Source organism: Cryptosporangium sp. NPDC051539 (assembly GCF_044454545.1).
Classification (GTDB): Bacteria; Actinomycetota; Actinomycetes; order Mycobacteriales; family Cryptosporangiaceae; genus Cryptosporangium.
Window position 1 is genome coordinate 158553 of sequence record NZ_JBITDV010000014.1, and the last position, 23536, is coordinate 182088.

General features: G+C 72.6%; 28 protein-coding genes. 11 read left to right on the forward strand and 17 right to left on the reverse strand.

Translation table 11 applies throughout. The features are described from left to right. The first annotated feature begins 95 nt into the window (after positions 1 to 95). Positions 96 to 275 carry a hypothetical protein gene (locus ACIBZJ_RS36085; RefSeq protein ID WP_395937845.1) on the forward strand — a complete coding sequence of 60 codons (180 nt, stop codon included), beginning with the start codon at positions 96 to 98 and terminating at the stop codon, positions 273 to 275. Here the strand turns inward: ACIBZJ_RS36085 and ACIBZJ_RS36090 are convergent. Beyond that, positions 264 to 938 carry an alpha/beta fold hydrolase gene (locus ACIBZJ_RS36090; protein WP_395937847.1) on the reverse strand — a complete coding sequence of 225 codons (675 nt, stop codon included), beginning with the start codon at positions 936 to 938 and terminating at the stop codon, positions 264 to 266. The two genes, ACIBZJ_RS36085 and ACIBZJ_RS36090, sit on opposite strands and share 12 nt — an antisense overlap. A 30-nt stretch (positions 939 to 968) precedes the next feature. Next, the gene (locus ACIBZJ_RS36095) at positions 969 to 1658 is read right to left on the reverse strand and encodes a TioE family transcriptional regulator (protein ID WP_395937849.1); all 690 of its coding nucleotides are present in this window, start codon (positions 1656 to 1658) and stop codon (positions 969 to 971) included. 101 nt (positions 1659 to 1759) lie between these two features. On the opposite strand from ACIBZJ_RS36095, the gene ACIBZJ_RS36100 reads away from it, so the two are divergent. Continuing rightward, a complete protein-coding gene (locus ACIBZJ_RS36100) occupies positions 1760 to 3337 on the forward strand; it encodes a DUF6194 family protein (RefSeq protein WP_395937851.1) in 1578 nt (525 codons plus the stop codon). Positions 3338 to 3346: 9 nt separating this feature from the next. Here ACIBZJ_RS36100 and ACIBZJ_RS36105 read toward each other — a convergent pair whose 3' ends face one another. After that, complete coding sequence (locus tag ACIBZJ_RS36105; RefSeq protein WP_395937853.1) at positions 3347 to 6118, reverse strand: AAA family ATPase; 2772 nt, start codon at positions 6116 to 6118, stop codon at positions 3347 to 3349. A 239-nt stretch (positions 6119 to 6357) separates the two neighbouring features. Here ACIBZJ_RS36105 and ACIBZJ_RS36110 point away from each other — a divergent pair, with 239 nt between their 5' ends. After that, positions 6358 to 6975, forward strand: a complete 618-nt coding sequence (locus ACIBZJ_RS36110) for a hypothetical protein (protein WP_395937855.1) — start codon at positions 6358 to 6360, stop codon at positions 6973 to 6975. A 3-nt stretch (positions 6976 to 6978) separates the two neighbouring features. Here ACIBZJ_RS36110 and ACIBZJ_RS36115 read toward each other — a convergent pair whose 3' ends face one another. Then, complete coding sequence (locus ACIBZJ_RS36115; protein ID WP_395937857.1) at positions 6979 to 7545, reverse strand: GNAT family N-acetyltransferase; 567 nt, start codon at positions 7543 to 7545, stop codon at positions 6979 to 6981. Positions 7546 to 7606: 61 nt separating this feature from the next. On the opposite strand from ACIBZJ_RS36115, the gene ACIBZJ_RS36120 reads away from it, so the two are divergent. After that, the gene (locus tag ACIBZJ_RS36120; protein ID WP_395937859.1) at positions 7607 to 8212 is read left to right on the forward strand and encodes a TetR/AcrR family transcriptional regulator; all 606 of its coding nucleotides are present in this window, start codon (positions 7607 to 7609) and stop codon (positions 8210 to 8212) included. Here the strand turns inward: ACIBZJ_RS36120 and ACIBZJ_RS36125 are convergent. Both ACIBZJ_RS36125 and ACIBZJ_RS36130 read right to left on the reverse strand, forming a co-directional pair. Further along, the gene (locus tag ACIBZJ_RS36125) at positions 8205 to 8594 is read right to left on the reverse strand and encodes a nuclear transport factor 2 family protein (RefSeq protein WP_395937861.1); all 390 of its coding nucleotides are present in this window, start codon (positions 8592 to 8594) and stop codon (positions 8205 to 8207) included. The two genes, ACIBZJ_RS36120 and ACIBZJ_RS36125, sit on opposite strands and share 8 nt — an antisense overlap. 11 nt (positions 8595 to 8605) lie before the next feature. After that, on the reverse strand, positions 8606 to 9664 hold the full coding sequence (locus ACIBZJ_RS36130; RefSeq protein WP_395937863.1) for an FAD-dependent oxidoreductase: 1059 nt from the start codon (positions 9662 to 9664) through the stop codon (positions 8606 to 8608). A 79-nt stretch (positions 9665 to 9743) separates the two neighbouring features. On the opposite strand from ACIBZJ_RS36130, the gene ACIBZJ_RS36135 reads away from it, so the two are divergent. Continuing rightward, positions 9744 to 10421: a TetR/AcrR family transcriptional regulator gene (locus ACIBZJ_RS36135; protein ID WP_395937865.1), complete on the forward strand. Its 678-nt coding sequence runs from the start codon at positions 9744 to 9746 to the stop codon at positions 10419 to 10421. On the opposite strand, the gene ACIBZJ_RS36140 is transcribed toward ACIBZJ_RS36135, so the two are convergent. Beyond that, complete coding sequence (locus ACIBZJ_RS36140; RefSeq protein WP_395937867.1) at positions 10418 to 10957, reverse strand: CGNR zinc finger domain-containing protein; 540 nt, start codon at positions 10955 to 10957, stop codon at positions 10418 to 10420. The genes ACIBZJ_RS36135 and ACIBZJ_RS36140 overlap by 4 nt on opposite strands. 38 nt (positions 10958 to 10995) lie before the next feature. Here ACIBZJ_RS36140 and ACIBZJ_RS36145 point away from each other — a divergent pair, with 38 nt between their 5' ends. The 3 genes from ACIBZJ_RS36145 to ACIBZJ_RS36155 are packed head-to-tail and all read left to right on the forward strand — an operon-like array spanning position 10996 to position 12797. Next, positions 10996 to 11988: an EamA family transporter gene (locus tag ACIBZJ_RS36145; RefSeq protein ID WP_395937868.1), complete on the forward strand. Its 993-nt coding sequence runs from the start codon at positions 10996 to 10998 to the stop codon at positions 11986 to 11988. 29 nt (positions 11989 to 12017) lie between these two features. Next, the gene (locus ACIBZJ_RS36150; protein ID WP_395937870.1) at positions 12018 to 12311 is read left to right on the forward strand and encodes a hypothetical protein; all 294 of its coding nucleotides are present in this window, start codon (positions 12018 to 12020) and stop codon (positions 12309 to 12311) included. Between the two features lie 39 nt (positions 12312 to 12350). After that, positions 12351 to 12797: an SRPBCC domain-containing protein gene (locus ACIBZJ_RS36155; protein ID WP_395937872.1), complete on the forward strand. Its 447-nt coding sequence runs from the start codon at positions 12351 to 12353 to the stop codon at positions 12795 to 12797. A gap of 24 nt (positions 12798 to 12821) precedes the next feature. Here the strand turns inward: ACIBZJ_RS36155 and ACIBZJ_RS36160 are convergent, their stop codons facing one another. Genes ACIBZJ_RS36160 through ACIBZJ_RS36200 form a run of 9 tightly spaced genes read right to left on the reverse strand, consistent with a single transcriptional unit; the run spans position 12822 to position 19417 of the window. Then, positions 12822 to 13520: an alpha/beta fold hydrolase gene (locus tag ACIBZJ_RS36160; protein WP_395937874.1), complete on the reverse strand. Its 699-nt coding sequence runs from the start codon at positions 13518 to 13520 to the stop codon at positions 12822 to 12824. Further along, positions 13517 to 13834: a hypothetical protein gene (locus ACIBZJ_RS36165; protein ID WP_395937876.1), complete on the reverse strand. Its 318-nt coding sequence runs from the start codon at positions 13832 to 13834 to the stop codon at positions 13517 to 13519. The genes ACIBZJ_RS36160 and ACIBZJ_RS36165 overlap by 4 nt, the downstream gene beginning before the upstream one ends. A 12-nt stretch (positions 13835 to 13846) precedes the next feature. Continuing rightward, positions 13847 to 14347: a DinB family protein gene (locus ACIBZJ_RS36170; protein WP_395937878.1), complete on the reverse strand. Its 501-nt coding sequence runs from the start codon at positions 14345 to 14347 to the stop codon at positions 13847 to 13849. Further along, positions 14331 to 14963 (reverse strand): TMEM175 family protein, encoded by a 633-nt coding sequence (locus ACIBZJ_RS36175; RefSeq protein ID WP_395937880.1) that lies wholly within the window; start codon positions 14961 to 14963, stop codon positions 14331 to 14333. Before ACIBZJ_RS36175 ends, ACIBZJ_RS36170 begins: the two co-directional genes overlap by 17 nt. Positions 14964 to 14999: 36 nt before the next feature. After that, a complete protein-coding gene (locus ACIBZJ_RS36180; protein WP_395937882.1) occupies positions 15000 to 15680 on the reverse strand; it encodes a hypothetical protein in 681 nt (226 codons plus the stop codon). Continuing rightward, positions 15668 to 17221: a hypothetical protein gene (locus tag ACIBZJ_RS36185; protein WP_395937884.1), complete on the reverse strand. Its 1554-nt coding sequence runs from the start codon at positions 17219 to 17221 to the stop codon at positions 15668 to 15670. The genes ACIBZJ_RS36180 and ACIBZJ_RS36185 overlap by 13 nt, the downstream gene beginning before the upstream one ends. Beyond that, entirely contained in the window at positions 17218 to 18072 is an 855-nt protein-coding gene (locus ACIBZJ_RS36190; RefSeq protein ID WP_395937886.1) for an ATP-binding cassette domain-containing protein, read from the reverse strand. The genes ACIBZJ_RS36185 and ACIBZJ_RS36190 overlap by 4 nt, the downstream gene beginning before the upstream one ends. After that, positions 18069 to 18875 carry a zf-HC2 domain-containing protein gene (locus ACIBZJ_RS36195; protein WP_395937888.1) on the reverse strand — a complete coding sequence of 269 codons (807 nt, stop codon included), beginning with the start codon at positions 18873 to 18875 and terminating at the stop codon, positions 18069 to 18071. The genes ACIBZJ_RS36190 and ACIBZJ_RS36195 overlap by 4 nt, the downstream gene beginning before the upstream one ends. Continuing rightward, positions 18872 to 19417 (reverse strand): RNA polymerase sigma factor, encoded by a 546-nt coding sequence (locus ACIBZJ_RS36200; RefSeq protein ID WP_395937890.1) that lies wholly within the window; start codon positions 19415 to 19417, stop codon positions 18872 to 18874. Before ACIBZJ_RS36200 ends, ACIBZJ_RS36195 begins: the two co-directional genes overlap by 4 nt. A gap of 65 nt (positions 19418 to 19482) precedes the next feature. Here ACIBZJ_RS36200 and ACIBZJ_RS36205 point away from each other — a divergent pair, with 65 nt between their 5' ends. Together ACIBZJ_RS36205 and ACIBZJ_RS36210 are read left to right on the forward strand one after the other, a co-directional pair. Next, positions 19483 to 19902 (forward strand): VOC family protein, encoded by a 420-nt coding sequence (locus tag ACIBZJ_RS36205; RefSeq protein WP_395937892.1) that lies wholly within the window; start codon positions 19483 to 19485, stop codon positions 19900 to 19902. A 42-nt stretch (positions 19903 to 19944) separates the two neighbouring features. Beyond that, positions 19945 to 21414 carry a tetratricopeptide repeat protein gene (locus tag ACIBZJ_RS36210; RefSeq protein WP_395937894.1) on the forward strand — a complete coding sequence of 490 codons (1470 nt, stop codon included), beginning with the start codon at positions 19945 to 19947 and terminating at the stop codon, positions 21412 to 21414. Between the two features lie 8 nt (positions 21415 to 21422). Here the strand turns inward: ACIBZJ_RS36210 and ACIBZJ_RS36215 are convergent, their stop codons facing one another. Beyond that, positions 21423 to 22874 carry an MDR family MFS transporter gene (locus ACIBZJ_RS36215; RefSeq protein ID WP_395937896.1) on the reverse strand — a complete coding sequence of 484 codons (1452 nt, stop codon included), beginning with the start codon at positions 22872 to 22874 and terminating at the stop codon, positions 21423 to 21425. Positions 22875 to 22948: 74 nt separating this feature from the next. On the opposite strand from ACIBZJ_RS36215, the gene ACIBZJ_RS36220 reads away from it, so the two are divergent. After that, positions 22949 to 23533, forward strand: a complete 585-nt coding sequence (locus ACIBZJ_RS36220; protein WP_395937898.1) for a TetR/AcrR family transcriptional regulator — start codon at positions 22949 to 22951, stop codon at positions 23531 to 23533. The last annotated feature ends 3 nt before the right edge of the window (positions 23534 to 23536 follow it).

Sequence of the window (23536 nt, forward strand, 5' to 3'; positions counted from 1 at the left end):
GCCAGCGGAACATGCCGTTCAGGGTAGGCGGGGAACGGGGGCCGGACCCCCTACCAAAGTTCCGCTCCGCGGCGTCGAGCGGACGATGTGGACCGATGGGGCGGGTCGGCGTCGGCGGCCCGCCCTGGCTCGACGTCGGACAGGCGCGGGAGCCGTTGGTGAGGGCCGGGGTCAGCGGGGTGGAGTGGGCTCAGCTGTTGACGTCGGCGCTGGTCTGGGTGGCGGTGCCGGGCGCGGTGGGGTTGGTGCGCGTGCGGCGGAGTTCAGTCGCGTAGCAGCCGGGCCGTCAGTTCGTCGGGCCGGCTGAGGGCGATCAGGTGGCCGCCGGGGAGGACCTCGGCGGCCAGCCCCAGGCGCTCCTGGGCCAGCCGGACCTGGAAGTCGGCCGGGAACAGCCGGTCGTCGCGTCCGACCAGGACGGTGGTGGGGACGCCGGGCCACCCGGCGAGCGGCCAGGGGTCGCCGAACGGGGTGCCGGACTGTTCGGGTGCCCCCTTCATCGCCTCGGCGGTGACGTCGTCCGGCGTGTCGTGCAGGAAGTAGACGAGCGGGTCGAACGGCGCATCCGGGTCGCGGCCCTCGCGGAGGTCGTTCTCGCGCTGAGCGCGGTCCTGGCCGGTGGCGGTCCACCAGGAGCCCGGCGTCTCGCCGGGCGCGGGGATCATCGCGTTGACCAGGATCAGCCGGCGGACCGGGATCCGATCGGCGACGATCGGCGCGGTGATCCCACCCATCGACTGCGCGATCAGCACGAGGTCGTCGGCGCCCCCGACCGCTTTCTCGATCACCCGGGCGTAGGTGTCGAGGCCGGCGTCGTCGTCCGCGGCGGGCAACTCGACAGTGATCGCGCGGTGCCCGGCGGCCTCGATCAGCGGCACCACCCGATGCCAGTACCAGGCCTGCCCGCCGGCCCCGGGAATCAATCCGAACGTTGCCATCCCCAGATCTTCGCAGCTCCGGTCCGGTGGCTAGTGGGGTCGGGCGCCCAGGAGCAGGTAGTCGTCGAGGCGGGCGGCGGCGGTCAGCATCGCCCGTCCGCGGGTGGCCAGGCGCTCACGCCACCCGGCCAGCGACTCGGCCAGCGGCTCGACCCCGCCGGCCAGCCGGACCTGCGTGATCACCGGTGCGATATGGCTCAGCAGGTAACCACCCCGGCGCAGCAGGTGCGCCAGCTCGGCGTCCCGGACGTCGTCGGCGTCGTAGAGCCGGTAGCCGGTACCGCGCTCGCGCTGCGGGCTCAGGATCCCGGCCCGTTCCCACTTGCGCAGCGTCGCCGGGGTCACGCCGAGGTGCCTGGCGACCGCGCTCACCGGCAGTGCGCGCGCCGCCGGCCCGGCTCCGGGCGGACCGGTGAGCACGCCGATCGCCGCCTCGACCGCGTCCAGCGTCTCCCGGTCGCGCAGCAGCTGGGCGTGGCTGCGGTCGACGGCGCGCAGAGCGACGTCCACGTCGTCGTTGTTGACCGCGCGCATGATTTCGTTGCCGATCGCGTAGCCGTGGGCGGGGAGTTGAGCGAGGAACGCGCGCAGCGCGAACCGGTGCACCTCGGTGTAGGTCCGATGGCCGGTCGCGGTCCGGCCCGCGGCCGGGATCAGGCCCTGCCGCTCGTAGTTCCGGACCGCCTGGGCCGACAACCCGTGTTCCCGAGCGAGGTCCACCGGCCGGTAGGCGCGTACCCCCGTTTTAACTTTCCGGACGATATCCACAGCACCGTTTCCATAAATCCTCAATCGCTGGTTCAAAGATACGGTTGAAGGCTATGGAAACCGAACTCCAGTCTCTGCTCTCGAAGTCTCCCGCGATGCTCGCGATGGGTGAGCCGACGCACGGTGAACAGGAATTCCTGCGGCGGCGCAACGAGTTGTTCGCGGTCCTGGTCGCGAACCACGGCTTCCGCTCGATCGCGATCGAGTCCGACCGGGTCACCGCGCTGGCGGTCGACGATTACGTCCGCGGCGGGGCCGGCACTCTCGATCTCGTGATGGAAACCGGCTTCAGCCACAACTTCGGACGCTTCGAGGCCAACCGCGAGCTGGTCGAGTGGATGCGGAACCAGCCCGAGCCGCTCGCGTTCCACGGTTTCGACGCGCCGACCGAGAACACCGAGGCGCCCAGCCCGCGCCGATTCCTGACCGCGGTGTGCGAGTACGTCGCCCCCGACGCCTGGCCCGAGATCGACGAGCTGCTCGGTGACGACGAGCCGTGGGACGAGGTGCGGGAGGCCGGGCGCTCGATCGGCGAGTCGCCGCGGGCGGTCCGGCTGCGCGGCCGGGCCGACGACCTGCTCTCGCTGCTGTACTCGGGGGCGCCGCGCCTGATCGCCGAGTCGTCGCGGGCGGCCTGGCGGCGGATGGAGGTCTTCGCGAACGCGGCGATCGGGATGCTGCGCTACCACGCCGAGGTCGCCCGGCCGGGGGCCGACCGCATCGCGCGGCTGCTGAGCGTCCGGGACGCGTGGATGGCGCGGAACCTGCTCGACATCCGGCTGCTCGAGGTCGACCGCGGGCCGACGCTGGTGTTCGCGCACAACCGGCACGTCCAGCGGTACCCGGGGCGGATGGACGTGGGCGGAGCCAGTGCCGAGTGGGCCGGGGCGGGCTCGATCCTGTCGGCGCTGCTCGGAGACCGGTACGTGCTGATCACCGGGTCGCTGGGGGAGAGCGCCGGGGCCGAGGTGGGGGCTCCGGGGCCGGGGACGTACGAGGCCGTCCTCGACGACGGGCTCACCGTGCGGCCGTCGCTCGACGCGGTGGCGCGGCCGGACGGGTCCTACCGGTACTTCCCGCTGGCGGCGGAAGACCTGGCGTCCACCGACGCGATCCTGCACGTGGCCCACGGGACGGCGGTGGTGGCGCTGCCCGCGGTGGCGCTGCCGGCCGGGCCACCGGCCGACGAGATCGCGTCGTGGATCGGCGGGTTGCCGGAGGTGGGCACGGTCGTGGCGACCGAGGAGATGGGGGCGCCGCAGAACAACTGGGGCAACTCGTTCTTCTCGATCACCGGCGACGAATACCACCCGTTCGCGACGATCGTGCTGCACGACATGGCCGGGTTCGACGAGGAGTCCGCGCTCGGGCGCCCGGGGGTGTACCGGGTGAACGTGCACGTCGGGCGGGACGAGTTCACCCGGCTGTTCGGGTTCGCGCCCCGTGACCTGCCGGCCCGGCGGGGCGGGTACGACTACGCGGCGCTCGACGTCGTGCTGCCGCATCCGCAGTACGGGCCCCAGGGCTGGGTGTGCGTCCTGAACCCGGGCACGGAGCGGATGCCGGAGGTGAAGCGCCTGGTGGAGCTGGCCCGCGACGCGGCGGCCGCGAGGGTGGCGCGCCGAGGCTAGGCGTGGCGGCTAGTCGGTCAGGCCGCTCTCGGTGACGATGCGGGTCAGCCCGGCCCGCGACCGGACGCAGAGTTTGCGGTACGCGTGCGTCAGGTGGGCCTCCACGGTCTTCGCCGAGATGAACAGCGCCGCACCGACCTCGGCGTTCGTGAGCCCGTCGGCGACCATGCGCGCCACCTGCAGCTCCTGCGGGCTGAGCCGGTCGAGCCCGCCGGTGGGCTGGTCACCGGGCGGAGCGGCGCCGCTCGCCGCCAGCTCGGCCAGGCAGCGCTGGACCCAGGGCGTGGCACCCAGCACCGAGAACGTGCGGTGCGCCGCCAGCAGCGGCTTCCGCGACTGCGCCTTGCGTCGCGTGCGCCGGAGCCGTTCGCCCTGGCAGAGCAGGGTCCGGGCTTGCTCGAACGCCCCCAGGTGACGCTCGTGGGCGGCGAGCGCGGCGCGGAACGCCGCGTCCGCCTCGTCCGGGTCGTCGGCCAGCAGTGCCCGGCCGCGGGCGCTCACCGCGAGCTGCCAGAACAACCCGGTCCGCCGGGCGGTGTCCTCGAGCCAGCTGAGCGCCTCCCGGGCCGCGATCGGGTTCCCGGCCCGGACGTGCGCCTCGATCAGGTCACCGGCGAACGACATGAGGTTCGGGTTCCGCAGACCAGTGCTGACGAACACGTCGTGGGCGTACGCGAGGTGCGAGACGGCGTCCGCGCACGCTCCGATCCCCAGGCTGTTCAGCCCGAGCGCGGCTTCCCGGCAGATCCACAGTCCTCGGAAGTCGGCGAAGTCCAGTCCTTCTGCGGCCTCGGTGGCGCGGCGAACACACATGTCGTGGTCACCGCGGACGCCGTCCAGCCGGGCGAGCGCGATCAGCGCGTTCGCGGCCGTGCCCCGGTGCCGCAACGCCCGGGCCTTGGCCAGTGACTCCAGACCGTCCGCATAAGCGGCCGACCACTGGCCGAGCCACCAGCCGACCTCGACCCGCAGGCCGAAGGCATAGGCGTAGGCGATCGGGTCTCCGGTCCGGCGAGCGCCGTCCAGTACCTGGTGCAGGAGGCGCTGGGCGTCGTCGAAGCGCTCCAGGCCCATGCAGGTCTGCGCGAGCTTGCCCAGGTCCATCAGGACGGCGGCCGGATCGAGCCCGGCGTACGCCGCCATGGTCCGATCCAGCTGCGCGTCCGCCTCGGCCGTCCGGTCGGTCAGGCAGAGGGCCTGGGCGAGCGCCAGCTGGGCCTGCGGGTCGCCGTAGTTCAGCTCCACGGCTCGCTGGGCGCAGCGCTCCGATACCGCGGTGTCCGCCCGCATCAGCGCCGGCAGCGTGGCCTCGGCGGCCAGCCGGCTCGCGCGGACCGGGTCGCGCGGCGCGATCGTCTCGGCCGCTTCGCTCATCAGGCGGTTCGCCGCCCGGACCCGGCCGGCCCAGGTGAGCGCCCGGCCGTGCAGCAGCGCGATGTCGGCGCCCAGCTCCGGGGCGAGCGCGGTCGCCTGCGCCCGGCCGCACCAGCCGGCGGCCTCGTCGCAGGCGCCGCCGAGCAGCGCGTTCCGGGCGGCGTTGAGCAGGCGGGTGGCCGAGAGGTCCGACTCCGGCGTCAGCTCGGCGGCCCGGTGCCAGGCGTGGGCCGCGGCCAGGTGGGAGCCGCATTGCTCGGCCTCGACCGCGGCGCTGACCAGGCCGGACGCCACGTCCTCGTCCGGCTGGGTCACCGCGCTGGCCCGGTACCAGGCGCGGACCGCGCCGGTGGCACCCTCGGCCAGCACCCGGTACGCGCCCCGCCGGACCGCCGCGGTGACCGCCCGCAACGCGACGCTCCGCAGGATCGGGTGCACGAACTCGTACCGGTCGTCCTCGACCGTCACCAGCCGGACCTCCTCGGCCGGGGTGAGGTCGTGCAGGGACAGGCCGGTGGCGGTCAGCGCCTGCTCCAGCGCGTCGATCGTCGGCTCCCGGGCCGCCGCGACCAGCGCGAGCGCCCGGTGCGTCGGCTCCGGTAGCGCGCGCAGCCGTGCGGCCCACCCCTCCTCGGCCCGGTGGCCCGCGGCCGGCGAGGCCGGCAACGGCCGGTCGCCACGCCGCTGCGCGGGGCTGAGCCGCGAGGTGAACTCGAGCAGGATGAGCGGGTTCCCCATCGAGAATGACATCAGAGCTGGTAGGACGCCCGCCGCGACGGTCAGCCCGCGGCTCTGCAGTACCTCGCCGCACTCACGCTCGTCCATGCCCCGCATCTCGACCGTGGTGAATCCGGCCGGGTTGTCCGGCGCGGTGCGGCTCGCGGCCACGAACGCGATCCGGTCGGACGCCACCCGGCGGGCCAGGAATCCGAACACCTGGCCCGAGTCCGGATCCACCCACTGCAGATCGTCGACGAGCACCACCAGCGGCTCGGCGTGCGCGGCCGCGGCCAGCACGTTCAGAGTCGCGACGCAGACCGCGTACGGGTTGACGCCCGCCCGGGGCGTCCGCTCACTGAGGGCCAGCGCCGCCTCGAGGCTCTCCCGCTGGGCCCGCGGCACCGCGCCGAAGTGGGAGCGGAGCGGCAGCAGCAGTTCGCCCAGCGCGGCGAACGGCAGCGACATCTCGGTTTCGACTCCGCGTACCCGGAGCACCCGGTACCTCGCGGCGCTGATCTGCTCCGTGTAGTCGAGCAGCGTCGTCTTGCCGACGCCCGGGTCGCCCCGGACGAGCAGCGCGCCGCCCGTGGTGGCCAGCCCGTCCAGGAGGCGGTCGAGGAACGAACGCTCCTGGGTGCGGCCGACGAGCTGGACGTCCGAGCTGAGTCGGGAGCGTTCCGGGGACACGGTGGGAATTGCGCACCTTCTCGGGTCGCGGCGGAATCGGGGTTGAAAGCAAACTAAGGGATTTCCCTTATGCCTGAAAAGACCGCTTAGGTACCGTCGGTCACTCTCTGTGTTGAGGCAGGCGGATCGTTGACGGTGTTCAGTGTGATCGCCCGGCTCAGCGACCGGTGATCCCCCGATGCGCGCTGCCCCGGCGTCCGGATTGTCTGGGGGTCGGACTCGACCCGGAGGAGCACGGAATGAACGTGGGACGGAAGCTGGCGAGCGCGGTCGGAGTGGCTGCGTTCGTACCGCTCACCGCAGTGGGGTTCGGGCAGCAGGCGCAGGCGGCCGGGTGTGCACCGGCGCAGGCCGCCACGTCCGCGCCGCAGCCGGGGAGCCGGCTGCGCGTCCGGGCGTCGTGGGAGATCCGGGTGGCGCCCGCGCCGGAGTGCCAGGCCATCACGCTCGGTAGTCCTGCCGACCTGATGATCTATTTCTGCTCCGCGACGACGGCGACCGGTCGTTGGACCTATCTGCGTGACCACCACCGGGGTGTGAACGGCTGGGTGCCCGGCGACGCCCTCCGCGATGGCGGTTCCCGAGTGGCGTGCCCGACCAGCACCCCGCCGCCCCCGCCCGCCGCAACCGCGTCGGCCCCGCCCGTCGGAACCACGTCGGCCCAGCCCGCGGGGGCGGTGGCTACCCAGCCCGCGGGGGCGGTGGCGGCTCCGCCCGCCGGGACGGCGTCCGGATCGAACGGGCCGGCGTGGACGCCGACGGCCGGCAGCGTTCCGGCGCAGACGGGGACGTCCGGCGCGAGCGTGCCACCGGCCCCGGCCGGTTCGAGCTTCCTCGGGGCCGTGTTCAACGACTGACGGTCACCCCGCCGGGCGGGACGAGCGGGCGGCGCGCCATTCCGGAGCGAGGACCGACCAGACTTCGTGGTCGACGCGCTGCCCGCGATGCACGCCGGCCCCGCGGAGCACGCCGTCGCGCTGCATCCCCAGCCGGCGGGCGACCGCGATGCTCGATGCGTTCCGCGCCGAAACCCGCCACTCGATCCGGTGGAGGCCGCGCTCGTCGATCGCCCAGTCGATGATCAATCGCGCGGCGCGGGTGATCAGCCCGCGACCGACCGCCGCCGGTTCGAGCCAGCACCCGGCTTCGGCGGTGCCCTCGTCGACGTTCATCGTCCGGAACAGGACACCGCCCACGAGGGTCCCGGCGAGCCAGATTCCGTAGATCCGACCCGAGTCGGTCGTGGCTTTCCCGGCGTAGTCGAGGAGGAACGCCCGGCTGGACGCGGCGTCGGTGACGACGTCGGCCAGGCGGATGAACTGCCCGATGAACTCACGCCCGCGGTCCATGTGCCGCAGAAATTCGTCCGCGTTCCAGGGCTCGAGTGGGCGCAGTTGCGCGCCGTCACCGAGTTCCACCGCGAACATCCGGTACCTCCTTCGGACGGGGAGTGGAGACGCCGGTCAGTGTGCCGTCTCGGGAGGAATCATGAGCAGGCGGAACGACGTCGTCGACGCGGCGGAGCAGATCCTCGAGACCGAGGGGTTCGAGGGCCTCACCATGCGGCGGCTGGGTGCCGCGCTCTCGATGCGGGCACCGTCGCTCTACAAGCACGTCGCGAACAAGACCGAGATCGAGGCGGCACTGCAGGACCGGGCGCTGCGGTCGCTCGAGTCGGCCTTGGAGGGCTCGTCCGGAGGGCTGGCCGGACTGACGTCCGCGTACCGGCAGTGGGCGCTGGAACACCCGCGTCTGTACGCGCTGGCCACCCGGCGGCCGCTCCGGCACGAGCAGTTCGAGACGGCGTCCACCACGGAGGCGGCGTCCACCACGGAGGCGGCGTCCACCACGGAGGCGGCGTCCACCACGGAGGCGGCGTCCACCACGGAGGCGGCGTCCACCACGGAGACGGCGGCCCTGCCGGAGGCGGCGGCCACGGCTCCGCTGGTCCAGGCGGTCGGGGGTGATCACGGGCTGGCCCGGGCGGTGTGGGGAGCCGCGCACGGGCTGGTCGACCTGGAACTGGCCGGGTGGTTCCCGGCCGACGCGGATCTCGACGCGGCCTGGGCCCGGATGGTGGAGGCGTTCAGCTAGCGGCGTCGCGCTGGATCTGCGTGAATTGGGCGTTCATCGCCTCGGCCAGGGCCTGCGCGGCCGAGAGCGGGCGCACCATCACGGTGAGCTCGTCGATCAGCCCGTCGGCGTTGGTGTGCAGGAAGTCGCAGCCCTGCAGCGCCTTGCCGTCGACCGTGGCCGTGAACATCAGCGCGGAGTCGTGCGGATCGGTGCCCTCGTACCCGCGGACGTAGCGGAAGTCTTCGAAGACCCGCAGAACGCCGCGCAGGATCGCCAGCGTCAGCGCCTTGCCCGGGTAGGGCTTGAACGCGACCGGGCTGGTGAAGACCACGTCCTCGGCGAGGAGCGCCTCGATGGCGTCCGTGTCCCGAGCCTCCGCTGCCGTACGAAACGCGTCCATGGCGTACGACGTTAGCGGGTGAAGAACGTGAGCATCTCGTGGGCGCCCGCGCTGACCATCTTCCGGATCTGGGCCGACCGGCGGGCGGCGTCGGCGGTACGGGGGAACATCATGGCCTCGTAGGCGCGGATCGCGGCGGCCGGGTAGCCCGGGTCGGACGCCAGGGCCTGGGCGAGTTCGGCGCCGTCGAGCATGGCCTGGTTGGCGCCCTCGCCGGAGGGCGGCATCAGGTGGGCGGCGTCGCCGATCAGCGTGACGGCCGGGTGGGGCGTCCAGCGGAGGCCGACCGGGAGCGTCGTGATCGTGCGGGGCACGATCACGTCGTCGCAGGCGCGGATCAGCGCCGGGACGTCCGGACCCCAGTCGGCGAAAGCCTCGGCGAGCGCCTCCTTCGTGAGCGCCGGCCGGTCGCGGTTCTCGAACGTGAGGTAGACGCGGACCCGGCCGCTGCCGTTGCGCTGGGCGCTGAGCCCCTGGCCGGGGCCGAGTGCCCAGTAGTTGCCGCGCCCGAGCACGGTGGAGAGGTACGGGTGCGTGCGGTCGACGTCCGGGATGCCGAGCTCGACCGTCTCGACCCCGATCGGGGCCGGCTGCGCGTCGGTGAGCAGCGGCCGGACCCGGGAGCGGGCTCCGTCGGCCCCGACGAGCACGTCGTACTCGAGGGTGCTGCCGTCGTCGAAGTGTGTCGCGTCCGCCAGTGCCTTGCCCCACCGGACGGTGCCCGCGGGCAGCGAGTCGAGCAGAAGATCGCGGAGGTCGGCCCGGTCGATCTCGGGGCGGTCCATCGGGGCGTCGTCCGGAGTGTCTTGCTGCAGCAAGAGCGTGCCGGTCTCGTCGAGCAGACGGAGGTCCTGGCCTTCGCGGCGGGCGAGGGCCAGGAACCCGGCGTGCAGCCCGGCGGCCCGGAGTGCGAGTTGGCCGGTGTCGGCGTGCAGGTCCAGCATGCCGCCCTGGCCGCGGGCGTCGCGGGAGGGCTCGCGCTCGTAGACCGTCGATTCGAGACCGAGGACGTGGAGCGTGCGGGCGAGCGTCAGGCCGCCGGGGCCGGCGCCGATGATCGCGATCTTCATGAAGTCTCCTTACGCTGTATTGGCTCGATACACCGTATCGAGTCTGACGCCGTATTGGGAAGCGGCTATTCTCGATTCCGTGGCAGACCTCGTGTGGGAGCGTCCGGAGCCTCCGAGCCGCCCGGCGCCGACGCCGCTGAGCCGGGCGTCGATCGTGCGGGCGGCGATGGACCTGGCCGACGCCGAGGGACTCGACGCGGTGTCGTTGCGAAAGGTCGGTGCGGCGCTCGGGGCCGGCCCGATGCGCCTCTACGGCTATCTCGCGACCAAGGAGGAGCTACTCGACCTGATGGTCGACGAGGTGTACGGCGAGATGACGCACCCCGGCACGCCCGGCGTCCGGGCCGCTCTGCGCGAGCGGGCATACCAGCTCCGGGACGCCGTCCGGCGGCACGAGTGGTTCGCGGATCTGATCGGCGGGCGTCCGCAGATCGGGCCGAATGCGCTGGCCACCATGGAGGCGACGCTCGCCGCGGCCGGGGGAGCCGAGAACCCGGCGTTCGCGTGGCGGTCGGTCGGTGCGGTGACCGCCTACGCGATCGGCGCGGTGCGGCAGGAAGTGGCCGAGGCGCGAGCGGCCAGGACGAGCGGCCAGGACGAGCACGAGTGGCGGCGGTCGGTGGCCCCGTACCTGACCAGAGCGCTGGCGCAGTACCCCACCCTCGCCCACGTGATCGGCAGCGGCCCGGACGAGGATCCCGACACCACGTTCACCACCGGCCTGAACTACCTCCTCGACGGGATCGGCGGGGACTAGCTGCCGGCCCTCCGGGCGCGGTAGGCGGCGACGTTCGTGCGGTTGCCGCAACCGCCGTCGCAGAACCGGCGGCTCCGGTTCTTCGACAGGTCGATCAGCACCGACTCGCAGTCGTCGGCCCCGCAGACCCGCATCCGGCCCAGCTCGTCGAGCCGGACGACGTCGACCAGCGCCATCGCGGTCTCGACCAGGATCCGCACCGCCAGATCGGCTTCCGGGGGGACGGCGTGCAGGTGGTAGTCCCAGGTGTGGTGGCGCACCAGCTGCGGTAGCGCGCCGGTCTCGCGGAGCATCGCGTTGGTCGTCGCCACGATCTCGTCGCGGTCGGCGTGCCAGAGGCGCTCGAGCCGCGGCCGGATCGCCCGGATCGCGGCCAGCTCCTCGGCGTCGCCGGCGACGCGCCCGGTGTAGCCCCAGCGCTCGGTGAACGCGACGACGTCCGCCGGGTCGGCCAGTGAATCCGGGGTGTCGTGCGCGGTGTTGACCAGCTCGGCGGCGGCCGCGAGAGACGCCTCGGTGTCATGAGCAAAAAGCACCTTGACTCCTTACGGCTTCGGCACCTAGGTTCGAAGTCATGAGTCTAGCGGTGAATGACCCTTACGCGAGTCGTCGCCGGGGTGCGCTGGGTCTGGGCCTCGCACTCTTGTCCGCGGCCTCCTTCGGCACCGCGGGCAGCTTCGCCGACTCGCTGCTGTCGGAGGGCTGGAGCTCCGGTGCCGTGGTCACGATCCGTATCTCGCTGGCCGCGCTGGTGCTCACCGCACCCGCGCTGGTGCAGATGCGCGGCCGCTGGCGCCTGCTCCGCTCGTCGCTCGGCACGGTCGCCCTCTACGGCCTCGTCGCGGTCGCCGGTTGTCAGCTGTTCTTCTTCAACGCGGTCGAGCGTCTCGACGTGGGCGTCGCGCTGCTGCTCGAGTACATGGGCATCGTGCTGGTCGTGCTCTGGGTCTGGGCCCGGACCCGCCGCCGCCCCCGCCGGCTCACGCTGGCCGGCATCGTCACCGCGATCGCCGGGCTGGTCCTCGTCCTCAACCCCTCCGGCGGCCTCGACCTCGTCGGCGTCGTCTGGGGCCTGCTCGCCGGCACCGGGCTGGCGACGTACTTCGTGATCTCGTCCCGCACCGACGACGCCCTCCCGCCGCTGGTCGTGGCGTGGAGCGGCATGGTCGTCGGCGCGCTCACGTTCGGGGTCTTCGCGCTGGTCGGCGTCTTGCCGATGCGCGCCGCGACCACTTCGGTCGAGCTGTTCGGCCAGCAGGTCAGCTGGCTGGTGCCGGTGCTCGGCCTCTCGGTCGTCGCCGCCGCCCTCTCCTACACCACCGGCGTCGGTGCGGCCCGCCTGCTCGGCGCGACCGTCGCGTCGTTCGTCGGGCTGACCGAGGTTCTGTTCGCGGTGCTCTTCGCCGCCCTGTCGGTCGGCCAGATCCCAGGTCTTCCGCAGCTGGCCGGTGGGCTGGTCGTGCTGGTCGGCGTCGCCGTCGTCCGGGCCACCGACTCGTCCGCGGACGTCACGCAGGAGCCCGATCCGGCGATCGCGGACGCCCGCCCGGCCGAAGTCGGGGCCTAATTGTCGGACCGGGGTGGTAAACCGGCGGCATGACTACGGTGGTGGAGGCGTTCGCCGGCGTCGCGGCTGCCATTGTCGAGCGGTTCGCCGGGCGTAACGGGCGGGTGCGCGGCTCGTCGGTGGTCCACGCGGTGCATCCCGAGCGGTGGCTGGGCGAGATCCGGGTACCGGCACCCGCCTGCCGGGTCGGCGTCGCGGGGTTCGAGCTCGACGCGCTGGTGCCCACGGACGATCCGGTGACGTGTGCGCGATGCCTCTCCACCGGCCACTACAGCACGGTGACCGGCAACGGCCCACGCCAGCTCCCACTCTGGGATGCATAAGCTCTAGCTTATATAAGTGAAGGCTGGCATGATGCGGTCATGGACATCCCCAGCGAGATCAAGGCCATCCACCGTGCCGTGACGCTGCGACCGGCCGATGCCGAGGTGCCCGAAGAGACCGTGGCCGTGCTGCTCCGGCGCGAGTACGACGCCGAGATCGAGGACGTCTGGAACGCCCTCACCGACCCGGAGCGGATCAGGCGCTGGTTCCTGCCGGTCAGCGGTGACCTGACGGTCGGCGGGACGTTCCAGCTCGAAGGCAACGCGGGCGGCGAGATCCTCGACTGCGAGCCGCCACAGCGACTGAAGGTGACGTTCGGCGGCCCGGTCGAGGCCGCGAACTCGCCCGAGGCGATCGAGTTCTCCCGGGAGTCGATCGATGCCTGGACGGAGGTCGTCGACGCGTCCGGCACGGCGTCGGCGGAAGACCTGGCCGCTGCCCGCGCCGCTGCCCTGGCGCAGTTCGTCCCCCACACCACCGCGTGAGGCACTACCGCCGAGTGAGGCGGGCTACCTGCTGATGCGGGCCGCCAGGAGTTCGGCCAGTTCGGTCGGGCGGGTGAACTGGGGCCAGTGCCCGGACGGCAGGTCCACGTACTCGACGTCCTTGATCAGGCTCAGCTCGGCGACGCCCGGCTGGCCGTCCGCGAGCCACTGCCTCAACATCGCCGACGAGTACTCGCACGCGATCACCGTCACCGGGACGTCGTAGCGGCGCTCGTCGGAGAGCCGCTGCACCCCGCTCGCGACCTGCGCCGGCGCCGGGATCGCCCGCTCCCGGAACACCGCCCGCAGTTCGTCGTCGAGGTCGGCCACCATTTCGTCGTCGAAGAACGACCACTCCGGGAGCGGAACCTCGCCGTTCTCGGCGGCGAACTGGTCGCTGTTGAACTGCCCCTCGCCGAGCGGCTCGCCGGCCACGTAGATGACCCGGGCGATGCGGTCGGGCCGGGCGTCGGCGGCGGCGTGCGCCACCGCGCCGCCGATCGAGTGACCGACCAGCACGACCGGGCCCTCGCACGCGTCGATCTCGGCGATCACCGCGTCGACGTGATCGCGCAGCGTGATCGCCGATCGGTCGGCAGCGTGCGATTCCATGCCCGGCAGCGTCAGGGCCCGGACCCGGTGACCGGCCCGCTCCAGCTCCGGCGCGATCGCTTCCCACGACGACCCGTCCAGCCACAACCCCGGAATCAGCAGAACGTTCATGTGTCTCTGATCTCGGTCAGCGGCGAGTAGGACGCCGCGCGTTCGGTGACCATCCGGCCGAACAGGCCACTGAGCCGCCCGCAGTCACGGCACTGGAAGTTCTCGTCCATCCGCGGCCCGCCGCAGTGGTCGCAGCGGCCGCGGTCGCGCGGGTCGTGATAGGCGGCCAGCGCCTCGGCCAGCGCCCGTACCACCGGCGCCCGCAGTGTCAGCGCCACGCCGTCGACCTCGATCTCGGCGCTGACCGGCGCATCCGGTTCGTACGCGTCGATCCGCGCCGCGAAGTCCCGCAGAAGGTTTCCGACGTCCGGCATGCCGACACCCTCTCACTCCCCGACCGGGCCGCCGGCGAGTTCGGTGACGACGTCCAGATGACCGGTGTGCCGTGCGTACTCCTGCAGCAGGTGGAACAGGATCCGCTCCAGCGACGCGGGCGGCGCGCCGTCCCAGCGCGGGCCGGGCGCACCGATCGCCGCCAGGTCCGACGACTCGACGACCTCCCGGGTGTACGCGCCCTGGGCCCGCAGTGCCTCCGCCACCTCCTCGAAGGACCGTGCGACGTACCAGCGGCCCTCGCGCCGATCGCCCCAGGGATCGGCCACCGGACGTCCCAGAAATCCCCACTCGATCCAGCGCAGCTCGACGTAGCGCAGGTGCTGGAGCAACTCCAGCGGCGTCCAGCCGGACGGCAGGACGCTCGCCCGGCGCGCGGCGTCGGGCAGCGCGGCCACCTTCGTCAGCGTGGTCTCCCGGAAGTGGTCGAGGTAGCGCAGGAAGACCTCGTCCCGGGAGCCGGCCGGCTCGGTCGGTTCAGGAAACGACGACATTCCGGTGCCTCCAGCGGTTCACGAGCCGGGACACGACGCCGGTCAGCAGCAGCAGGAGCAGCGCGCCCCAGTTGATCTTCGGCACCAACACGGCCACCAGCGTGATGACGGCGAGCAAGCCGGTGGTCGCGGCCGACGGCACGATCAGGTCCCAGTAGCCGTCCACGTAGGCCTCGTCCTTGAACAGCGCCGGCTTCCGCGAGAGATACAGGCTCAGCGACGTCAGTAGCCCGGAGCTGATCACGAGCGTGACCAGGTAGAGGCCCCTGGCCTGGGTGTTCCCGTCGTAGATCTCGATCAGCGCGGTCGGGTAGGGCAGGAAGACGATCGTCATCGCCCAGAACATCGTGAGCGTCACCAGCACGTTGTCGTAGGACTCGATCGGCTCCAGCAGCCGGTGGTGCACCCGCCAGAACCGGAAGATCACCACGAAGCTGAGCACGAAGCTGCCGTACTTGACGACCGCCTCCTGACTCAGCACCGCGTCGTGGAACGACTCGGCGTCGGTGAGATCCGACGTCATCTCGACCAGTGGCAGGATCAGCAGGGTCACCGCGATCGCCACGATCGCGTCGATGAACGTCAAATACCGATCGAGGCTGAGGGGTGTGCGCACCCGGCGAGCCTAGAACGTCGGGTGCGCCGGCCAACGTCAACCGCGGCGGGCCGCCACCACCAGCGCCACGCACCCCACGGCGAGGACGCCGGCCCAGCGTTCGTGCGCCACCGACCAGCCCGGATCCTCGACGCCGACGAAGAGCGCGGCCTCGCGGGGCAGCACGGCCAGCGAGCCGAGCAGCGCCAGCAGCGTCGGAGCGGTCGCCGGAGACGCGACGCCGCGCTCGGCCAGCCGCGACCCGGCCACGGCCAGCGCCAGCGCGACGACCACCATCGCCGCGGCCTCCAGCCCGGTACCGGGCAGTCGGAGCGCCTGTCGGACGCCGTCCGCGGCCCCGGCCAGCACGATCCCGACCGCGACCGCCCACCACAGGCCCGAGGCGACCAGCGCGAACCCGACCCGGATCGCCACCGGGACCCATGCCGGGGCGGGCACCACCAGTGTCGTCGGCTTCGCCGGGTCGTCGAGCAGGAACAGCGCACCGACCGCCGTGCACACGGTCGCCAGCCGTAACTGCAACGTGAGCGAATCCGGGTCGGTCGTCGTCGTCAGCGCGGCCGGAATCGCCAGCAGCGCCCAGCCGGCCAGCGCCCCGATCAGGAGCGGCCCGAGTCGGGCGGCGCGGATCACCGGCCACGCCGACACCCTCAGCACCCGCACCGGGGCCCCGGAACGCTCGCGGCCGTCGGCCCGCCGGCCGGTCAGCGGTCGCACGTGGCCCGCTCGTTCTCGGGCGGCTGCGGCGCGGCCGCCACTCCGGTCAGCTCGGCGAACCGCGCCGTGCTGGTGCCCGGGGCGGTCAGCTCCGCCCAGTGCTCCCGTACCGCCGCGGCACCGCCCGGCTTCGACACCAGGGCCAGCCCCGACGACGCGTCCACGTCCGGAACGGCCAGCGTGGCGTATCCGCCGAGGTCGCCGAAGACCAGCGCGTTCCAGCTCGACGCGTCCAGCTCCCGCAACCCGTCCGGGGCGGCCCGGCCGACCAGCCACACCAGCAGCGCGCCCCGGGAACCACACACCGACTGCCCGCTCGTCCACGCGTGTCCGGTGATCAGCCGGTACGCCACCGCGCCGGCGAAGATCGCGGAGTCGCTCGGCGACCCCCAGGTCGTCCCGACCGGGATCGCGTCCGGCGTTCCCGCGGCCGCGTTCGCGCGCTGGTCGGCCGAGAGGCGTGCGCTTTCCTGGTCGGCGGTCCGGACCGCTCCCGGATACCCCACCGCCAGCACACGCTGACGCACGACCAGCCCGGACGCGGGCACGTCCGGCACGGCCGACCGCACGTCCCGCACCACCCCGGCCCATCCGGGCACCCACGGCGTGAAGTCGTCGAACGCGCAGTACTTCACGTCCCGGACGACCCGGCACGTCTGCATCGAGGCCGGTGCCGTGGTGGCGGTCTCCCGTAGCGACGCCACCGACGACGGGACCCGGAACTGCGTGACCCCACCGAACACCACCAGCGTCAGCGCCACCCCGCCGGCGAGCCACACCCGCCTGGCCCCCGACCGCAGCAGCGCGAGCACACAGATCACCAGAATCAGCCCGACGAGATAGAGCAGGTGCCGTCCGGTCGGCCGGGCCAGGATCTCGGTCGGCACCGGCATCGCGAACTCCGGCGAGACGGTCGGGAACAGCAACCGGTACCGCGCACCGCTCGAGCCGCCGACCGGCACCACGAACGCGGCCGCGACCAGGAACAGCGCCACCAGCGGCGCGACGATGCCCGAACGCACGACCCGCCCCAGCAGTACCCCGGACGACCCCATCAGCGCGACGAGGGCAGGCACGGTCAGCACCTCGAGCCAGTTCAGCCGCCCGGCCGCGTCCGGCAGCGCGGCCTCGATGCCCAGCCGCGCTCCGGCCAGCACCAGCGCCAGCCCCGCCGGAGCCGCCAGCGCCAGCAGCAGCGCGCCGGTCCGCCACGACGGCGGGAGCACCAGCACGTCGAAGAACTCGTCGGCCCGGTGCCGGTGCGACCGCAGCGTCGCCAGGTTGGCCGCGATCATCGTCCCGCTGCCGAGGATCAGCAGCGTCAGGAACTGCACGGTCAGCGTGTCGTCGGCCAGCGACGGATACCGGTTGCCGGATCCGGAGATCCACCCGTAGATCCACGGCGCCAGGAACAGCGCCGCCGAGGCGATCGTCGCCGGGGACCGCAGCATCCGGACCGCCTCGACCCGGGCCAGCGCCCGCAGAGCCCCGGCCCGGTCGGGCGACGCCACGCGCACCGACGGCACCGCGAGCGTGGTCATGCGAGGTCCACCAGCGTGAGGTATCCGTCCTCCAGCGACGGCGGCAGCAGGTCGGCACCGGCCGGCGCGCTCCCGACGTGCCGGAACAGCCCGGTCCCGGTCCGCCAGGAGGCCAGCGCCTCCGGCTCGCGCGCCGCGCTCGTCCACACCCGACCGTCCGCCAGCGCGGTCAGCTCACCCGGGGTGCCGGTGAAGCGCACCCCGCCGTGGTCCAGCACGATCACCTCGCGGCAGAGCGACATCACGTCCTCGGTCTGGTGCGTCGAGAGCAGTACGGACCGCTGCTCGCCCAGCTCCGCGATCAGCTCGCGGAAACGCATCCGCTGCTCGGGGTCGAGCCCGACCGTCGGCTCGTCCAGGATGAGCACCGGCGGGTCGCCGACCAGCGCGGCCGCCAGCGCGACCCGCTGGCGCGCCCCGCCGGACAGCGTCCGGATCCGGGAACCGCGCCGGTCGCTGAGGCCCACGGCCTCGAGCGCGTCCCGCACCGCGGTGTGCCGGGCCCGGCGCTCGGTCAGTTCCTTCAGGATCGCCACGTAGTCGACGAACTCGAACGCGGTGAACGAGCGGTGGAAACCCGGATCCTGGGGCAGGTACCCGATCCGGCGCCGGGTCGCGAGCCGCCCCGTGCCGGTGAGCGGATCGAACCCGAACACGCGCAGGCTGCCGGAGTCCGGGGTCACCGCGGTCGCGACCACCCGCAGCAGCGTGGTCTTGCCCGCGCCGTTCGGCCCGAGCAGGCCGGTCACGCCGGTGCCGAGCGTGAACGACACGTCGTTCAGCGCGATCGTCCGGCCGTAGCGCAGCGAGAGACCGGTAGCCGAGACGGCGACGTCGGTCGATGTCGTCATCGAGCCCTCCAGACAGGCGGACGAGTGCGATCGAACGCGGCGACCTGGCGCGGCAGGGCGAATCCGGCCACCACGGCGGCCGCGGCCACCGCCAGCTGACCGGTCAGCGTGTAAAGCGGTGAGTTCCCGAGCGGACCGACCAGCACGACGAGGCCCAGCCAGCCCAGGCCCACGACGGTCGCGGCCGGCACCGATCCCAGCCGCGGCACGCACACCAGCGTCAGCAGGATCAGGGCCAGCGACGGCAGGAACCACCCGGCGATCCGGATGCCGTAGCCGGCCATGAACACGCTGGCCGCCCCGGCCAGCACCGTGTTCACCGACAGCACGGCGAGGCACCGCAGCAGCAGCAGCCGGAACGTCGAGAACGGCGCCGTCACCGTCATTTCGTAGGCCGGATCGATCCCCGGCCCGAACGACACCGCGACGCCCAGCAGCGGCAGCATCGGCGTCACCGTGAGGAACACGAACGGCTCGACGAAGCGCGCCATCAGCGCGGCCAGCGCCAGCGTCACCGCGATCGCGGTCAGCCAGGAACCGCGTAGCGCGGGCGTCGCCGCCAGCAGCCGTCCGGTCGCCGACGGCACCCCGCACGCGACCAGCGCCCGCTCGAACACCCCCGGGCGCGGGGCGTCCAGTTCGGCGTCCAGCCGTTCCCATCCGGCGTCGGCGCCGGGCAGTTCCAGCCGTGAACGACACCGGGCGCACGCCATCAGGTGCGACTCCACCGACCACAGGGCCGGGGCGGGCAGCGTCCCGTTCCGGTATCCGTCGAGCACCGGCTCGTCGATGTGCCAACTCATGCCAGCTCCTGACGCAGCTGCTTGCGGGCACGCATTGCCCGCGTCTTCACGGTTCCGGCCGGGATACCGAGCAGCACGGCCGCCTCGCCGGTCGTCAGCCCGTCGAGGACCGTCGCCTGCAACACGGCCCGCAGCTCCGGCGAGAGGCGGCCGATCGCACCGGCGAGGTCACCGTGCTCGACGCCCCGCAGCACGAGGTCCTCCGCCGACGGCTCCGGCGTCGTGACCCGGAACCGCGTCAGCACCTGCCGCAGGCGTTCCTTGGCGCTCTGCTTGCGCAGCGCGTCGACCAGACGACGGGAACCGATCCGCCAGAGCCAGCCGGTGACGTCACCCTGCTCGCGGTAGCGCCCGGCTCCGCCGCGCCAGATCCCCAGGAACGTCTCCTGGACGACGTCGTCGACCAGCGTCAGATCCGCGCAGCGGTGACGCAGGCGCAGCCCGAGCCATCCCGCGTGGCGCCGGTAGAAGGCCTCGAACGCCGCCCGATCACCGGTGGCGACCCGGGCCAGCAGGTCGTCGTCGCGCGGGAAATCGTTCACACCCCTCCATCGCGCCGGGCCGGAAGAACGGTTCACGGATCCGCGCGCGAGATATACAAACCACCATGACACTGCCACGGCTCCGGCACACGGTCCTGGACTGCGAAGACCCCCGGGCGCTGGCCGAGTTCTACCGCCGGCTGCTCGGCTTCGAGTACCGCCCCGGCCACGAGGCACCTCCGGCCGGAGAGCCCGACCCGAACGCGGATTGGCTCGTGCTGCGCAACCCGGCCGGGCCCGGGCTGGCGTTCCAGCGCGTCGACCGCCTGCCGGAGGCCACCTGGCCCGAGGGGCCGGTGCCGCAGCAATTGCACCTGGACCTGACCGTGCCGGACCGGGCCACGCTGGAGGAAGTCCACAATCGAACGATGAGCCTCGGCGCGACCCTGCTCGACGACACCCGTTCGGATGATCCGGACGAAGCGATCTACGTCTACGCCGACCCGGCCGGTCACCCGTTCTGCATCTTCCTGGCGGCGGGCTGATCCCGGGTTACGGTGATTTTTTCGGCGTGAGAGGAGAGCGGAGTGGCGGGATGGTCCCTTCCCGGGCGTGCCAACGCCAAGCCGGCGCTGAAGCTCGCCGACGACCGCGGCCGGCCGCCGCGCCTGGCGGACGTGCGGCTGGCCGACCTCGGCGTCCACGCTCCGCACGGCCAGTACGTGTCCAGGGACGTCGACCGAGCGCTGGTGTCTCTGCTCGCCGGCGGCACCCCGCTGGTCGTCGTCCACGGGAAGAGGCTGGCCGGGACCACGCGCGCGGTCGCCGAGGCGGCCCGCACCCAGCTGCCCGACCACACCCTGCTCGCGTTCCATCCCGACCCGCGGGTGCCCCTGACCGCGCTGGTCGCGGCAGCCAAGCGGCACGCGGACGACGGCGCGATCCTCTGGATCGACGCGGCCGGCACCACTGCGTTACGCCAGCTCGGCCGCATCGAGGTCCCGGCAGGCGTGCAGGTGCTGGTCACCGCGCACTCCGCGCTGCTCGCCGGAGCGAGGCTTCCCGACCCGCTCGCGGGTGCGGCAGTGCAGGTCGGTTCGCTCACGGCCACCGATGTGGACGCTCTGCGAGCAGCCGATGTGGACCTACCGGCCGAGCCGAGACCGGCCAGGGTGGGGCAGCTCGTCGTGCCGCTGGAGCCACTGCGGCGGGCCCTCGACGGGGAGGCCGGGCTCGACCGGCAGGCGCTGCTGCGGGTGTTCGCCGACTGGCAACGGCTCGACCCGCCCGTGCCGCTCACCGCCGAGACGCTGGCCGCGCTCTACGTCGACTACCGGCGCGAGCTCGGTCCGGTCGGCGTGCCGACGCTCTCCCGGGCGCTGGAGTGGGCGGTCGACCGGGGTCTGGTCACCGCCGTGCCCGGGCGCGGGTTCTACTACGGCAGCGGCCTGCTCTCCGCCGTGGCCGACCAGGAGCGGACGCCGGTGAGCAGCCGGTTCTGGCGGTACGCGGCCCGGGCGTTCCCGGCCGACCTGCGTCGCGAGGTGGGCCTGGCCGCGTTCGACCGCGGTGACTACCCGCGGGCCCGCGACCTGCTCGACGGCGTGGCCGACGTGCCGTCCCGGGTGATGTACGGAATCGCCTACCGGGCTCACCGCGCCCGCAGCGTGGCCATCGCCCGGCGCTGGTACGAGAAGGCGATCGCGGCCGGATCGATCCCGGCCCGCGTCGATCTGGGGGTCCTGGAGGCGGCCGAGGGCCGGGCGCCGGTGGCCCGGACGTGGTTCCGCGCCGCGATCGACGGCGACGACCCCGGCGAGGCGTCCCGGGCGATGCACGGGCTCGGCGTCCTCGAACGGGAACAGGGCAATGTGGACGAGGCCCGCCGCTGGTTCACCGGCGCGGCCGCGAGCGACGACCCGGTGCAGGCGGCGAGCGCGATGGTCGACCTCGGCGACCTGGCCGGCGACCTGGGCGACGTCGAGGAGGCCCGCTCGTGGTACGAGCGGGCCCGCTCCCACTCCGGCCGTCCGATCAGCGCACTGAAGCCGGTGTAGAAACCCGGTCAGTGGCCTTCGGGCTTCTCGGGGAGGTCGCCACCGACCGCGACGGCCACCGGCTCGCTACCGGCCACTGGTGCCTCGGCCTCGCGTGGCCGCGTCGGCAAGAACACCGCGATGAGCACCGCGACGGCAGTGAAGGCGATCGTCCACCAGAACGTCGTTTCGAACGCGGAGACCGGGCCGGAGGCCGCCGACGTACGGGCCAGCACAACGGCGAGGACCGCGCCGCCGAAGGCACCCCCGATCTGCTGCGCGGTGCGGGTGAGGATGCTGGCGTGCGGCGCGTCCGCGCGATCGAGGCCCTGGTAGGCGCCGGCGATCAGCGGGATCACCACACCACCGAGCCCGAAGCCGCGGACCACCAGCGCACCGGCCAGCAACCACTCGCTGGTACCGGCGTCGGCGAGCGCGAACGGGACCGTGCTGAGCGCGACGATGACCAGGCCGCCGAAGACGAACCACCGGGGGCCGTATTTGTCCGACAGGACGCCTGCGACGCTGCGGGACAGCAGCGATCCAAGGCCTTGCGGGGCGAGCAGCAATCCGGCGGCCAGCGCGTCGTGGCCGCGGACCTGCTGGAAGTAGAGCGGCATGACCAGCATCGCGCCGTAGAGGACGAACCCGGAGAAGAACAGCAGCACGGTCGACGCGGTGAACGTCGAGTGGCGGAACAGCCGCAGGTCGACCAGCGGCTCGGTCCGGCTACGCAGCGCCCGGACCGCGAACGCGGCCACCAGCACCACGCCGACGACGATCGGTACCACCACCGACGGGTGCCCGAACCCCTCGTGGGTGCCGACCTCGGACAGCCCGTACAGGAGCGCGGCGATTCCGGGCGAGACCAACGCGAGCCCGACCAGGTCGAGATGCGCCGACTCCTCGTCGCGGCGGTCGTCCGGAAGCATCCGCCAGGCCATGACCAGCGAGAACAGGCAGAGCGGCACGTTGACCCAGAAGATCCACCGCCAGGAGATCGAGTCGACGATCAGGCCTCCGAGCACCGGCCCCAGCACCGGACCGAGCACTGCGGGCAGCGCGATCGTGGCCGTGGCCTTCCCGAGCCCGCGCTCGCCGACGGCCTGGACGGCGAGCGTCTGCATCACCGGGAGCATCAGGCCGCCGCCGGCGCCCTGCAGTACGCGGAAACCGATCAGGCTCGCGGCGCTCCAGGCGAACGCCGAGCCGATCGAGCCGAGCAGGAAGAGCGTCATCGCGAGCATCCAGGCGCGCTTGCCGCCCACGCGGCGGAGCAGCCATCCGGTGATCGGGATGACCATGCCGAGGGCCAGCAGGTAGCCGGTGGTGACCCACTGGATCGTCGAGAGCGGCGACGAGAGTTCGCGGGCCAGCGTCCGGAGGGCGATCGCGACGATCGTCGTGTCGAACAGGACCGCGAGGATCCCCGGGATCATGACGATCGCGAGCGTCCTCAAGGAAAGAGGCTTAAGAGACATCACTGCTCCTTATGTAGGAGACAATCGTGTACCTTAAAGGTCGGCGATGTCAATAAGAGGCAGAGGTGTATCTAATGCAGGAGGGGCGGCAGACCCGACGGCGCGGGGAAGCGCTGGAGGACGCGTTGTTGGAGGCGGCCTGGGAGGAGCTGAAGGAGCGCGGCTACCAGGGCTTCACGATGGAGTCCGTCGCCGAGCGCGCCCGGACCGGCCGGCAGGTCCTCTACCGTCGCTGGCCGAACCGGAAAGACCTGGTCATCGCCGCGATCAACCGCTATTTCGATACGAACACGGTGGAAATTCCCGACACCGGCCGCCTACGGAGTGACCTGATCGCCTACCTCATTTCGGCATCGGTCGCCCGGATCGAACTGATCGCGGTGTTCACCGTCGCGCTGGCGGAGTACTTCGACGACAGCGGCGAGACGCCCGCCGATCTGCGCGAGCAGGTGCTGAGCGGCCGGGCCAAGGGCAGCGAGATCGTGTTCCGGCGGGCGGTCGAGCGCGGCGAGATCGGACCCGAGCGCCTCACGCCCCGGGTCGAGGCGCTCCCGTTCGACCTGCTCCGGACCGAACTGATGATGACCCGTCGCCCGGTGCCCGAGCAGACGATCGTCGAGATCGTCGATCAGGTCGTGCTGCCGATCGTCGGGCTTTGAGCG